Source organism: Aequorivita sp. Q41, assembly GCF_039831855.1.
Lineage (GTDB): Bacteria > Bacteroidota > Bacteroidia > Flavobacteriales > Flavobacteriaceae > Aequorivita.
The window spans coordinates 1625247-1639792 of record NZ_JBDPMS010000001.1 but is presented as its reverse complement, the minus strand read 5'-3'; the positions used below and the strand labels follow the sequence as shown (position 1 = coordinate 1639792).

The 14546-nt window shown below is 35.5% G+C and carries 12 protein-coding genes; all 12 read right to left on the bottom strand.

The features are described 5' to 3' along the window. Positions 1 to 112 precede the first annotated feature (112 nt). The 12 genes from ABJ955_RS07465 to ABJ955_RS07410 all read right to left on the bottom strand — a co-directional run bounded on the left by ABJ955_RS07465 (position 113) and on the right by ABJ955_RS07410 (position 14545). Positions 113 to 1693: a type IV secretion system DNA-binding domain-containing protein gene (locus ABJ955_RS07465; protein ID WP_347374377.1), complete on the bottom strand. Its 1581-nt coding sequence runs from the start codon at positions 1691 to 1693 to the stop codon at positions 113 to 115. Between the two features lie 10 nt (positions 1694 to 1703). After that, entirely contained in the window at positions 1704 to 2735 is a 1032-nt protein-coding gene (gene mobB / locus ABJ955_RS07460; RefSeq protein WP_347373969.1) for a MobB family relaxase, read from the bottom strand. Between the two features lie 11 nt (positions 2736 to 2746). Beyond that, positions 2747 to 3127: a BfmA/BtgA family mobilization protein gene (locus tag ABJ955_RS07455; RefSeq protein WP_347373968.1), complete on the bottom strand. Its 381-nt coding sequence runs from the start codon at positions 3125 to 3127 to the stop codon at positions 2747 to 2749. A gap of 431 nt (positions 3128 to 3558) precedes the next feature. Beyond that, positions 3559 to 3756, bottom strand: coding sequence for a hypothetical protein (locus ABJ955_RS07450; RefSeq protein WP_347373967.1), 198 nt, complete (start codon positions 3754 to 3756; stop codon positions 3559 to 3561). A gap of 11 nt (positions 3757 to 3767) precedes the next feature. After that, entirely contained in the window at positions 3768 to 4217 is a 450-nt protein-coding gene (locus tag ABJ955_RS07445) for a JAB domain-containing protein (RefSeq protein WP_347373966.1), read from the bottom strand. 77 nt (positions 4218 to 4294) lie between these two features. Then, positions 4295 to 4639 carry a single-stranded DNA-binding protein gene (gene ssb / locus ABJ955_RS07440; RefSeq protein ID WP_347373965.1) on the bottom strand — a complete coding sequence of 115 codons (345 nt, stop codon included), beginning with the start codon at positions 4637 to 4639 and terminating at the stop codon, positions 4295 to 4297. Positions 4640 to 5397: 758 nt separating this feature from the next. Then, positions 5398 to 6234 (bottom strand): DUF932 domain-containing protein, encoded by an 837-nt coding sequence (locus tag ABJ955_RS07435; protein ID WP_347373964.1) that lies wholly within the window; start codon positions 6232 to 6234, stop codon positions 5398 to 5400. Between the two features lie 232 nt (positions 6235 to 6466). Continuing rightward, positions 6467 to 8500, bottom strand: coding sequence for a DUF4365 domain-containing protein (locus ABJ955_RS07430; RefSeq protein ID WP_347373963.1), 2034 nt, complete (start codon positions 8498 to 8500; stop codon positions 6467 to 6469). A 101-nt stretch (positions 8501 to 8601) separates the two neighbouring features. Then, the gene (locus tag ABJ955_RS07425; RefSeq protein WP_347373962.1) at positions 8602 to 9573 is read right to left on the bottom strand and encodes a caspase family protein; all 972 of its coding nucleotides are present in this window, start codon (positions 9571 to 9573) and stop codon (positions 8602 to 8604) included. A gap of 6 nt (positions 9574 to 9579) precedes the next feature. Beyond that, the gene (locus ABJ955_RS07420) at positions 9580 to 10041 is read right to left on the bottom strand and encodes a TIR domain-containing protein (protein WP_347373961.1); all 462 of its coding nucleotides are present in this window, start codon (positions 10039 to 10041) and stop codon (positions 9580 to 9582) included. A 5-nt stretch (positions 10042 to 10046) separates the two neighbouring features. Further along, positions 10047 to 10418, bottom strand: coding sequence for a TIR domain-containing protein (locus ABJ955_RS07415; protein ID WP_347373960.1), 372 nt, complete (start codon positions 10416 to 10418; stop codon positions 10047 to 10049). Positions 10419 to 10528: 110 nt separating this feature from the next. Continuing rightward, positions 10529 to 14545 carry a hypothetical protein gene (locus tag ABJ955_RS07410; protein WP_347373959.1) on the bottom strand — a complete coding sequence of 1339 codons (4017 nt, stop codon included), beginning with the start codon at positions 14543 to 14545 and terminating at the stop codon, positions 10529 to 10531. Position 14546 lies beyond the last annotated feature (1 nt).

Genomic DNA, 14546 nt, shown 5'->3' with positions numbered 1-14546 from the left:
GACTTGTAGGTTGAGTGTCGTGTTGCCATTGCCCCAAACTTTTCATAAGCCATACAAAGTCAACATTATCCAATTAATTTAATATGGTCATTAGAATCTTTTCACTTTTCCATCATTTGAAAATCGACCTCGCCTCCTCATAAATCCGTTCAAAATTAGCTTCTAAATCAGTCATTGAAAACGGTTTAGTTCTTTTTGGAAGCTCACGATGAATCTTCCGTAACTTAAACTGCACTTTTTTATCCATTCCATCAGCATAGGTAATAAACTCGCCCTGTTTCAATCGAAAAAAAACATCCGCCCTAATTTTCGGGATTTCCTTTTCCCCTGTGGTAATTCGTGTATCAAAATCCAGGTTATGCCCACGACTCACGCTCTTTGTCGGGTCTTTTATAATCTCAAAGAAGCGTTCATAATATTTTGCGGTGTCAGGATCATTGACCTTTCCAAAAAATTGATAGGAAAGATTGCTCAATATCGCCTTGCTCGCCTTATCGCCATACATCATATCGTTCTGGATCTTGTCCTGCATCACATAGACCGTTGAAATATTATAACTCCGTAACGTTGCCGGAATACGGTGCATATTCAATAATCGAATAGTAGGTGCTTCTTCCATCAACAGAAATGAAGGTTTGGAATTCCGCACACTCATTTGTTTGGTGATGGTATGGACAATGGTAGCAATGACAGGCGAATAGGATGTTTCAAATTTTGGATTGTTCACGATTGAAATTACCGCTGGATTTTCTTCACTATTGATATTGAGCGGCACTTCATCTGCGGACAATGCCATGAAAATCCGTTGTGTGCTGATACGCTTTAAGGCATTGGCCAAAGTGCTTTTTACCCCTGCGGTTTGCCGTTCCGAATCCTTGCCACTTATAAAGGCATCTGCCATTGCCCGTGAGGTGGTATTGGTTTCCAGAAACTGTATCAAACTATCGGTGTCCAAATATTGATAAATGGCAATCAAATGTGGCAGGGTACAGAATTGAGGGTAGGTCGTTTTCAGTTTCCAAATCAGTCCTCCAATCAAACCTTCGGCAGCATCATTAAAAAATTTCGTTGTTCCCGTTGTTCCGGATTCCCGTTGCTCCAAAAGGTTTTCTATCAATACCCGTGAAACCTCATTAACGCTTTCCTCATTCTCTAAATAGCGTGGTGCAATGGGATTTACCCTATCAATGATTTTATCAAAGGAAATCACCTTAAATGGAATATCACCATCCTTAAAAAGTAGATACGCCATTTCCGTCAGCTCAAAATCCTTGTAATCGTGAATGATGCCACAAAACCCTTCTTTCTGGAAATGTTTTAAGAATCCGTAGACGACACTTTCGGTCTTCCCGCTTCCTGCAGAACCAATGACGGATGCCCCGCGCTTGATATTGTCAAGCTTAAAATTTCCTTTCGTAATTTCGAAATTAACTTGATATCGGTCGTCGGCATTTTTTGGTCTTTCTTTTTTATGCAAGAAAACATAGAATGTTGTATTGATTAGCAAAAGTGGACAGACTACATTCAGCAACACTAAAATCAAACCGTTCCAATGCTGTAAATAATAAGCTAGCATACACAACACAAGGCTACTCAGGGCAAATGCATATCTTGATATTTGATATAATCCATAAAACAACATACTTGCCAAGCCAATAATAAAGAGAGCGGTAAAAAGGTTGTCTATATACATCATACTCGAATTAGATACCTATGGAACTTGATTTGATGGCCACTTCCACGCCACGGCTTAGTCGGTTCAATACTTTCATTGCCAGTTGTGCCTGTGACACTGGAATGCTTGGTAGCATTGGAACACCACTTTCCTTCATCATTTTAAAGGCAATTGCCTTTTCATTGGTAGGCAATTTCATCAGCGATGCAAAATAGACTTTCGGATTCTTGACGAAATCCTTTCTTGCCTTGTAGGTCTCGGCGAAGTTTCGTTGATAGCCAAAAGTCCTATCAAAGGTCCTTTCCGCACGTTCAAAAAACTGGTCACGGTCAAAACCACGTTTTACGGTCTTACCGTGCATCTCCACTTCCGATGCCTTATGCTTGCTGCCTGGGGAAAGGCTGAAGGTATTAGAGGCATCCTTTCGGCTGACAATAATGTGGATGTGACTTTGGTTTCCCGCCTTTGGCATTCCCTGTACGATTCGTTTTCCATCCTGTTGCTGTGGGGCTTCCTTTTCCAGTCGCTCCACTTTCTTCTGCAGGAGCTTCATATTACCTTCAGCTCGCCCTGTTTCAATATTTCTGATTTCAGTTTTGAGCTGCAATATATTAGTGGCATAAGGCTGATTCTCCTTGATTTGCCAATCCGTTCCCTTAAACGTGCGTTGGTGTTCTATTTTCGCATAGTATTTTATATCATCGATGGTAATGGGTCTTCCATTGATTTCACGGTTAAAGGATGCCACATAGTCCTTCATCAATTCACGGGTGTATCTTTTTAAATCTTCACTACTGTTCTGTAATCGGTTCAATTCGTATTTGGAAGGACTCACCGTAATGGAATAGAATTTCGGTTCGGTCTTTTTCAGTTTGGCACCGTTGCCATCAATATCCTTTACCACTTCTTCAGCTGAAATCCTGTCACCATACTGGTTGAAAAAGTGCTCCATTTCTTCCTGTTCCAGACCTTGGTTTTCCTTCTCCAGATAACCGACAAAATCACCTGAACTTTGTGAATAATTTCCTCCCAGTTTTTGAGGTGTAATTGTGATGTACATAGCTCAAAAATTTAGAGTTCGTTAGTATGGTTTTGCTTTTCCTGAAATCTTACTTTAGGTTTTTCTTCGACCGCTTTCTTTTCCAAAATCAGCGGTTTCTTTCTGGGCTCTTCGGTCTGAAAAAGGGATTCTATCATTGCCACGGTGGGTTTGGTCTGCGTCTTTTCCATATCCCGCATTATGGCAATGACCGCATTGATACGCTTCTTAAGTGAAGCCTCGATTGTCCTACCAGTGGGTCCCAATTTTTCCTTTGGGGAAATCTCGTTGTAAAAGAAAAAATCGAGCATTGTAGCCAATGCTTCCGTGTGTGATTTGAAGTGTGTCCGTGAAAATTCCTGAAAACGTTTTGCCGTTTCCTTTTTAAACCTGATGCCGATAAATGAGTCCATAATTCGCCGATTTGTCGCAAATCATTCCCCAAAAATGGGCGTTTAAAGGGCATTTGTCGCAAATTGTATGAGGTGGAGAATTTTACAATTTTTTAAAAAACTGAATATCAGTGTCTTAAAAACAAAAGGGAGTCCTAAACATCGCATCGCGTGTTACCCTCTTGCTACTCCTTTTCGTCCCGCCCAGCGGGACAAAATTCCGTACAATTTGGCTAAAAAGCCAATTGTCATTTTGAGGAAAATAATTTTCCGATATGTTATTTTTTCGATGGGTACGGTTATCGGCGAAAGTCAAAAATTGGATAACCCTACTTAAAATTGAATGCTGAATTTCAGCTAAATAAAGATAGTAATTTTTTGTTGAATTGGAATTGATTAAAAGGAAAAACACCTCTAAAAATGGAGAGGTGTTTGTCTTTTATTTTTGAATATTAGATATTGAACACAAATGTATAGGAATACAAATTTCGTAAAGCTTCTTCCTCAATCATCGTTTCAAAACAAGTATAATTTTCTCTTACGTATTTGCGAATGGCATCGCCAAATTTTCGTTCTACATCTTTTTTAGAATTCTCTAAAAGTCGGTTTTGAGCCTCTGCGCTCAAGTCTTTAAAATTGAGATAAACCATAGCTCTAAATTTTACAAAATTCCATTATCAGAAAAACTATAATAATCCCCATCAGGAATAAGTATCAAATGGTCAAGAAGTTTTATATCGAACAATTCGGATGCCTTCTTAATCTTGTTTGTCAATCGCTTATCTGCATCACTTGGCATTAACTTGCCACTTGGATGATTATGGGTTAAAATTATTGCTACAGAAAGAGATTTCAGAATAACTGCAAACAAAATCCGTAGGTCTATCAAAGTACCTGTAATACCGCCTTGTGAAAGTTGATATACTCCTTTTACTTTGTTGCTGTTGTTTAGCAAAACTACCTTAAAGGTTTCTTGTATGCCGATTATATCTTTATCCCAGTCTTCATAAAGTAATTCGGCTGCATCTTGCGAACTACTAATTTTTTGCCACATTGAAGATTTCAACCCCCCTTTGTAACTAATCTTTATTTCGTTAACTTGTACTTTCATTGTTTCATAATTTAAAAAGTGAATAATGAAAAAGAGGGCGCAACTTTCGAGAGGAACGCCCTCTTTCATTTTAAAGATTACTTATCCTCTTTGCTTCCAAGTAAAAGGATTTCATCGGCTACAATTTCGGTAACATAGCGTTGGTTGCCATCATCGGTCGTGTAGGTTCTGGTCTTTAGTTTTCCGACTATTCCGACTTCCTTGCCTTTAACAACATAATTCTCTACAATTTCCGCAGTCTTGCCCCAAGCCACAACGGTATGCCAATTGGTGTCGGTTTGCTTTTCGCCTTTGCTGTCTTTGTAATACTCGTTTGTGGCGATTGAAAAACGGGCTACTTTTTTACCGCTTTCAAGGTTGGTAATGGTTGGTTCCTGTCCAACGTTTCCAATTAACTGTACATGATTTTTAATAGTACTCATAATAAAATGTTTAAGTGATTTATATTTCCCCTATTGATTTAAAACTGATTAAATTTTAAGGGGTGTTTGTTCTTTTCTTCTGTGCATAGCACAATGGATAGAGTGGGTTTTGTCAAGACTTTTAGGGAATAAATCAGGTGTGTTTGCGACGTAGTAAAATCCTTGGGTTTTCAAGGAAGTAGAAGCCTTATTTTTCACTAAAACTCGTACAGTCTTGACAAGTTCCATAAGGGCATTAGCAATTCTTTTGAACGCAGTTGCGTTTGAGCGTACCGACAGTTAAGCGAAACAAGCAGCTGGGTTTAATTTAGAATTGGTTATGTCGTGCCTGTTTTTCGACGACCCGAAAAACAACAAAGGCTTTATCCATTATAAACCCCTTAAAATGTGCAAGTCAGCGGTTCGATTTTTAGGCATTTTCGAGTAAGGGCTCAAGAAGACCGCACCGAAAATTTCGTTAAGAAAACTGAAGCGATGACTTTCCGATGAAAAAGCGGACTTAATCCACGATTTTGGCTCTGTAATGAAGTGTTCCTTCCCAGCATAGCGGGAAGGGTTAATGGAATGGAAAGCTGAAATTGGGGATTGTGTCCAAGATTTATGTAAGGAAGCTCTTTTCACGGAATGTAGTGCTTTCTGCTTTTTCAGCAGAAAGCGTGGAATGTAGGGGAATGTGCTGAGTGGGTTTAATTTATTCTTTCTTATTGATTTACCAAGCAAAAAATCCAGTTTTAGGTACTGGATAAACCTTTTTGGCTTTAAGTCATTTTATAAACTTCATCAAATAACTTCTTATCTAATCGTTCCTGTTGACCGAAACTCTTTTTCAACGTATTATGCAATACTGCATTGAAGGCATTGTAGCCCAACCACAAATTCGGTTCTTCATTGAGCAACAAGGCTTCATAGTTCAGAATTTCAATGACCTCACGAGACTTTTTTGAAGGGTCGCTATTCTTGTCGCTACACTCATATCTAAACAGTTTTGTCTTATCGAGTATAGCTTTTACGAATTCTTGTGTATCGATGATTTTAAATTCTTTCATCTTGTCGAACTTCTTGGTAATGGTGTAGAATTCATTATCAAGAAACTTGTCAAATAGATTGTTCAGCCTCGGCATAATAAGGTGTGTATTGTTCTTACTATGCTTAATGGAAAATTCGATTTCAGCTTGCGAAACGTGCAATCCGTTAGAACATATTTCTCTGTAAAAACCAAAATGGCCAGAGGTTTTTTCGCTACCGTCATAAGAGTTTTTGAACCGAAGCATCGGCAATATCAAATCCTTATCATTCTTTACGGTAAACTGGCTTTTATCGTCAATGATAAAGTCGGTAATGAACGACCTGTCATTTTTATTAATAGTCCGCTTGTGGAAGCTCAGTTGTGCATCTGTCAACATTTCTTCAGCTTTCTTGAAAAAGAGTTGATTCGGAATGTGTCCGTAGCTGTTCGATACTACATTGACGATTTTACCATTCGAGATTATGACATTTTCAAGCCCTCGTCGGGATTCCATCTGTGTCAAGGTTTTTAAGGATTTCATTTCTGATGGAACAAAGATTTCATCCTGCTGTAAATTTTGTAAATACATAGCTTTGAATTTTAGTTAAACAATATTTGAGCAGAACCCAAACGGAAGTTAAAATCTCAGCTCAAAAGGAAACGGAATAAATGAGTAGTGGATGAAGCGTTAGCTTTATGCCGTAGTCTTTTGATGGGTGTATTTTACGAGTTTATCTTAGTGATAATATTGATTGATTATTTTTTCTTTTGAAGAGGTTGTTTGGCATTGTGTTTTGTTATTCCTAATCAATCAGTAAGGGCTAATTGTTAATCTGTCGGTAAAATTTATTCTTATATAGGGCAAGTCTTATGTCTTTGATTTTTCGCCAGCTGTCTATTCCTTTACTCTCTAAATTGCCATTAAGAGGTCCTTCTGTTTTTACTTCAGTTAGAATATTTAAAATTGGCACTATTCCGTTATCGAAGAAGAAATTTAGATTCTCAATCAAATCAGGATTTTCAATCTTAAGAATTTTGTAAAATGTTTCCAATCGACTTTTATCAATTTCAAAATACTGGATTGGAAACAAATCGACCACTACTGTTTCGTGTGCATTATTTTTAGGTCTCTCTTTTTCTTCTAACGCATCTATAGCTTTCATCTCATTTATGAGTGAATTATATTCATCTTGATTCTTTTTAGTATTAAGATTAGCGCTGAATAACGATTCCAGTTGCTCACTCGTTGTTCCACCATTAATGAGAAAATCAAATTTTGATTTGCTTTCTTTTAACTCATAGAACTCTATCAGCTCTTCCATTTCACTTGCAGTTGATTGACTGGCTTTACTGTTCTTTTTAAAAACATAAATCTCATATTGGGTAGAGAGTACCGCAAGTAAATTTTCAATATGTTGAATACTTCTATAATATGAAGAAACCTGTTTTAGATCTTTCAATATTGTTTGCAATGATTCTTCATTTTCGGGTAATGTAGATTCGACAGTACCATTTTGTGAAAGTAAAAAAGACATTACTATGAATTCAAAATTAACTTTACATTGGTTCAAAGAAGAGAAACAAAAAGAAAAATTATCCGTACGTTCAGAAATATCCAAGTCAATGTCCCTGCAAAATGAAATCCATTTTTTCTTTTGGGCTATGAATTCCTCAGCTTGCTCTTTTCGTAAATCAAATGTGTTCATTCCCATTAAATGCTGAGCATTTAATTTACAAACGGATTGAAAAAAATCCAGATTAATTTTCTTTCCCCAAAACAGAATATATTCACACTTTATAGTTAGCTGAGTTAGTTTGCTGTCTTCCGAACTTTTGACTAACTCCTCAATATCATTTTTAAAGTTTTTGAAAGCTTCATCGTTATATGACGAATTGATATATCTTCCCTTAATCTCATCCAATTCTATATAATATTTTAAGTGGATTGAGTTTTTAAGCTGATTAATTTTTTCTTTATAGTCTTCCTCACTCAACAGTCCAAGAGAAAATTTAACGACGCCATCAAAATATTCTAAACTTTGCTTATAGTCCTGTGACAACTCAGTCTTAAATTTTCTGGACTTTCTGAAGTGTGCCAAAGCATCATAAAAATTTGAAGTATAGTAGCACGCAATACCAACAATAAGATTGTAGAGCGATGATTTAATATCGTTTGATACTTTTTCGTTTAACGAAACAACTTCTTTCGAGCGTCCTTCATTGATAATGGTAAACCCAATTTTTTCCGTGAGTTGGACAATTGAAGACTCATCGGTAATTTTATACCCACTATTTACCGAAATCTTTTTTGAATCAACACCAGTTCCCTTAATAGGAATTTTTTCGATAAGTTCTCTTGAAAGTTGGCATCTTTCCTTTACTTCTTGATAAATCTTTGATATTGAATTTTTGTCTAGCTTTTTCGCAGTTCTCAATGTGTGGCTACCTTGATGAATCCACAGCTTTTTATTTTGAGAAATACGATTCACAAAATCTTGAAGATTTTCATAATAAAAGCAATCTTCTTGTTTGATATAAGTGATATAATATGCGGGAAGCCCGCTATTTAGTAGATACTGTATGTTGGACGTTTCGATTTGAAAACTATATGTGTCGTCATTATTTGCCTTTTTTGATTGTGTGGCTTTTAATTGGACAATAAATCGAAAGTTAGTGTGAACATTTTTATATCTCAATTCAATCGACAAGTCTATACCCTTGTCTTTTAGAGTCTCTTCTCTTATGAGGAATAATTCTTGTGAAAACAATGGGCGCAATTTATCCCTAGAGAGCTGTTCTAATTCTTCCTGAATTGAACGCTGTGGTAACTTCATTGAATCTAATGGCTCACTCATTTAAACGATTATTTTAAATAAAAGAGCAGAAAGCAAAGGTGTCAACTCTATTCTGGCTAAAGAAGTTATCCTCAGTTTTGATATGATAGGGTCGCTCCTCATTATATCCTCTTTTCTTTAACGAGACGCCAATAATGATAGCCCAAAGCGGTTAGCCTACAAGACTTGGAATTAATTGCCGCAAAATACATATGTTGTTCAGTAACTGGAACAACCAATCCGACACCAGCAAATTTTTGTAAGTCCTTGAATATTTCTACGTTTTCCTCAGAGGCATAAGGTTCTGTGTATTCGTGCTCAATACTAGGGTCATTCGTGAACTCAAAAGATGGGTCTAATTGATACTTGCTTTCGGCAGAATCAAAATACTCAGTAAGCTTTCTGAGCGTTTCCGCGGGAACTTGTGCATTGATTTCCCTAATGGAAGTAAATCTCGTAATATTGGTTTTAAAGACTGGTCGTTGGTCCCAAGGCCCTAATGCCTGGTCAATATATGAATAAATACTTCCTGGTGTAATATGACCTCTCAAATCTGCAGCGCCACCCTGTAGAGCATCCAAAAGTAAATTAGTAAATATTCCGTGGCCATTTACTTCTATTGAAACTTCATCAGACTTACTCGCAGTTAGTATAGAAACACCTTCACCTATTTGTGCGGTATTACCACCTGAAAATTGTGGACTACCAAAAGAACCCGAATGGCAACAATCGAGAATTATAATTTTATTTTTTGCATTTGAACTGTTTGCTATGTTTAAAATTTCATCCATAGAAACGCCTTCATCATTTGCTTGGTAATCTGGTGTAACGATAAATCCACCACCCAATTCATCAAAAAAACCGTGACCAGAAAAATAGAAAAGTACCGTTTCAGCATCCCCAGAAAACAACTCTTTGATTTTACCTTTTAATTCTGCTTTTGTTGGAATGTCCGTTATCAACCTAACGTCAAAATTTGGTGAGCCATCACCATTTACTTCAATGGTGCTTCCTAAAGCTGACGCATCATTGATACAACCTGCTAATGGTGCAGATGGGTAATTATTAATTCCTACTACAAGTGCTTTTCTCATATTATATTAAAATTCTTTTATTGCCTTTGCTAGATTAGGCCAAGTCCAGCTAATGATTTCTTCATTTTCTAATTCTGCCGGTATGGCGCCTCGGTTTTTCTGTTTTATGTGCATTGCTACAATTGGTATATTCTCTTCTTGTGCACATTTTATTTCCCACCGTGTGCCGCTTGAGTGCCAAGTGTTTTTGCTCAGCATCACTATAACACCGTCGCAGGATTTTATTTTAGACCTACACTTCCTTTTCCAGACCTCTTCATCCCAAGGTTTTTTCACCGACATATCTACAAAGTAGAATGGTGACTTTCTCTCTTTTGATTGACCTACCAAATGGTTACGATATTTTTCATCTTTCATTGAAAAACTAATGAAAACCCTTTTTCCTAATTTCTTCTTGCGCGGTTCTTCTTTGCCTAACAACTTATTGGCTAAAACTACGAGTCCGGCACCTACAATAACTGGCCACATATCTGCTAAAGACTATCTATGAAATTTTTGATGTTATCCCACGACCAAGTCCTTGTATTGACACCAACTAAATTCGTTCTGTCCCCGACATACGCATAAATACCAAGAATTTTTTTTCCTTCTTCTCGGGCACATTGTATTTCCCACTTTTGCCCACTTGAATTCAACGAATTTTTACTCACAACAACAATCACACCGTCCGAACGTTTTATTCTCGTGCGTACTTTTGTTTTCCAATCAGAACTGTACGCATTCTTAACTGACATATCAATGTATTCAAAGGGCGATCTAGTATTTAAAGATTGACCTTTTAGAAAATCTCTCTGCCTTTCATCCTCAATTGCGAATGCAATAAATATTATCTTTTTAGCTGCCATAGATTTGTAAATTTTAACTCTAGCAAGGTACTTTTTATTCAATCTAAAACAGAAGGTTTCTTTAAGAAAAAATTAACAACTAAACAATGCTATATACTTAACCTAAGAGCTTAACTGTTGATAAAGTAATTTACATTAAGCATTATATGGTAAATATCAGTACCACTTTTATGCGTGCTTCTACAAATTTTGATAGCAGAATTTGATACATTAAAATGATTGGTTGCATCCCAAATGGACTTTTTATCTATTTCATATCCTGAGGGATATTTAAGCACTTTTAGGGTTTTCGATGTATAGTATTTCCAACGATTTTTAAATGTATCTGAAGGTTTCAAGTCATATGCCAAAACGAAAAACACATTTCGCATATGTGTGTAATCAAATATTTTGGTTAAATGTTTTTGGACAACTGTCTTTGTTGAATGTTTGAAAGCTTCAATAACAGATAATTCCCCCGAATCGTCACAGATAACTAAATCGCGCTCGCCTGCCTTTTTCCCATTTGCAGATTTACCACCTTTCGGTTGGTCCTTTATGTGGTAGCTGAAAGTAGACAGTTTACTTTCAAGAATTTCTTTAATGATTGAACTATAATCATCTTCATCCGCATTTGGATTATATGATTTAGGGTTTGCTAAAAACCTTTTCGAAGCTATTACAATTTCATTTGCCATTTGCTTACCAAAATCGTCCTCATATTTAAGAGGTTTAATAGAACTCATTGAATTTTTAGCGGTTGTATTTAAATCCCTAATTTCTTTTTTAATTTCTTCAAGTGAATTTGATTTGGAAATTTTACTCTCTAAATCTTTAAGAAACTTAAAAGCATCTATATTGAGAGCGCTATGGAACGACAAGGCGTTTTCCACAAGCGTTCTTGCTTCATTAATAAATTCATTTTTAACAAGCATCTGCACTCTTAATTCCACCATATCGGGCGAAAATTTGCGAACAGTAGTTAGCTTTTCGTAAAGCATATTGAACGCATCCGAATCGTCAAGATTGAGTAGAACTGTGAGTTTATTATAATTTACCTTTTCTTCTACAGTTTGCAGAATGGCCAATGGACACGTCTTTTCATAACTCAGCCATTCTTTTAAAGCGTCTTTAAATTGTTCTTTACTTTCATTTTTTAGTGCGAGATTCACTTTTGCACCAAAACGATTGAGGGCAAATGTGGCGTAATTCGGATAACTTTTTATTAGGCTATCAAAAATCTGGTAAGCATCTTCTAGCTTATCCTTATAACGTATTAAACCTATGAAGAAACGCTTATGGTCTGAAGGCTTAAATTCATTGTGGATGGCAAAACCAGATTCAGGTTCTTCTATTGACATAATTTTTGACTCATCATTAGCGTAATAAGCCTGCATCAATTGAGCTTCGAAAATATCCTTACTGGTTTCCCTTTCTACTTTTCGTTTACTGGTTTGTTGTTGCCAATTTTTCAAAGCTTTTTTAGCTTCAGCTTGTAATTCTGGAATTTTAGACAATTCTGTTGTTACATAAGTTATTTCTGGAAGCCAACATTGTTCATCTGTAAATTTTGTGATGTCAATTTCCTTAATCCTACTAATTGCCGTTACTTTAATACCTTCAGTTTCAGAATGTGAGAAAACGTATAGCAATTGAACAACATTGCCAGTTTTTAATAATTGGTCGAAAAGTGCGGATTTATCTTCAAATACATCGCCCATTTTAATAATAAAAGGTAATAATTCACTTTCTATCGTTCTAAAATGTTGCCTGTCGAAATGTTGATCCAGAATGTTAATGCTATGAGCAGATTTTTCTTGTCCATATTTTTTCAAGATATTAACGATGGTGATTTCCACTTCTTTTTTCACATCAATTGTGAATTCCTTTTTTAGATAGCTTTTTTGACTTTGTATCGCCTTTAGTATAGTTAGTAGCACAAAAAGATGTGTTCTTATCTTATTAGCCTGAAAGTTGTTCTTTTTGTGATAATCGTCTTTAGTAGAAGTTAGTTTAAACCGTGGATTTAAAAATTCACTTAAACTTCCAGATTCATAAGTTACAAGAGCAAGTGATAGCCAGTCTATTCTTGCAAGTTCTTCATTCTGATTTGGCCAACTCGGTAATGCCTCTATTAAATCTAAAGAATTAAAACTTCTTTTCATTACTTTGACTTGCTCAATTTTCTCTATATAAAGAGAGATAAAGCTTGAAGAAATTTTCGATTTTCTTTCTGGTAGTAAATTTTCGGATAGCTTATAGTCTGTGTAGGTCAAGAATTTACATAACCAACTCAATGCATCTAACTTAACGTATGGCAAGCTAATTGCGCCATTAAAATATTTTGATTCTACTTGGTATTGGTCAATTTCATAGACCAATTTTTCAAGGATTTGGAAAAGTAATGATTGGTTTGAGCTTCCACCTACAAAACCACCATTCACTTCACAATTTTCTATAATACTTAGAAGTTGTTGCTCAGAGTTTTCCCTTTCTTCAAGTATTAATCGACGTTCTTCAAGTAATCGAATTTGACTTACGGAATCTCTTTTTTCTTTTGTAATTTCTTGAATGAGCTGAAAAATCAATTGAGCTGTTTTCGCTTTATCCTTTTCGTTTTTTCGCAAATAAGAGTTTAACAACAAGTTCAATCCTTGTTCTAGGATTTCCTTTCTCAGTATTTGCTTTATATTTCTATTGGAAATTTCAGTTTTAATATGGTTCAACAAATAAAAGCCCAAAGACGCGAGGTCAGCTTCTATTAATAAATGCGGAATTACCTCTGGTCTATTTTGTTGTACAAAACAAACAACTTCCCAAACTAAATATGGTTTTTCTAATCCTAACCGAAGTAACTGTTTTATATTATGGTAATGAACCCGTTTTGATGTTCCACTATCATCTATGGTGTTGTATTCCTTATCTAAAAGGACTACAAGCCTTACTAAAAAAGCCAATTCATTTCTTGACCCTTGATCATAAAATATATTGCTCTGATTCTTACTAGAAATATTTTGAAATTGCCTGTATAATTCCAAAACATTGCCAGTTTTCTCAAATGAATCATCTGGTAGCTCTTGGTTTGACTGAAAACCATAATGAGAACCTAATCGTTGGTCCAAATAACATTTGGCAAACTCATTTTCAATACTCTCTATATCCTTTTCTCGTTTTATCAACCTTATAGCTGTTGCCAATAAAATTTGTTTAGAACTACTTGAGATGTAATCCTGTTCATTTGGCCAATGAGCACCTTTTAACATAACGTCAATAAAGTGTAGTACTCTTTCTTCATCACTTGAAAAACTAACATCCTTAACTAATGCTTCCCAATAATGACCACTAATTTCATCTTTTAAATCGTGCCAGTAATCAATTTCATTCTGTGTGGTTCGGACTAAATAGCCATCATTATTTTTAATGAATGTCTTATTTTCCTCAAATTCAGCAAGCGAAGGTGTAAGTGGAAAATATGTTCTATGAGCGTTTAATATCGTAATTAATTTCTTGGAAGTAATTCCATAATCTTTCCTTTGTCGTTCATAGGTTTCTATTTTAAAAGCATATAAAAAGGCAAAGACATCCCAATTTTCCATTAAATTAAACAAATAATCTACATTGCCTATTTTGAGAATTTTTTTGTCTTTTGAAGGCTTTATCCAATGTGTATCAGCTATCCACTTTCTTGAAATTTTAACCCCTTTACTATTTTCATATTCTTGTATTTTTTCTTCAAATGAACTTTCTTCACAAGTTTGATTTGGATTATTTTGATATAGATTTCTCAGAAAAAATAGTTCATTCTGATGGTTTTTGTACTTCTCATAATCGTTTGTTACAACCCTAACTGCATCCGGAATATGTACAATACCTAAAACCTCTCTCAACCAGAATTCACTAAACAAAGTATCGGTAGAAATCTTTGTAGAATTTTGTTTGTTATATTGAATTGTAAACTTTTCAAAACCCACTCTATTAAAAAATCTTGTAGTTAAATTTGATTCCCAAACTACTTTACAGAAAAATAATGAAGCGTTCCAAAGTGTATTTGCATCATCAGCTTTCGTGAGTCTTTTTTGATTGGATGCTTTAAACTGACTTATAGTTATTAGCAAGTCCCTTATTCCTTCGCTTTCATTATGATCCATT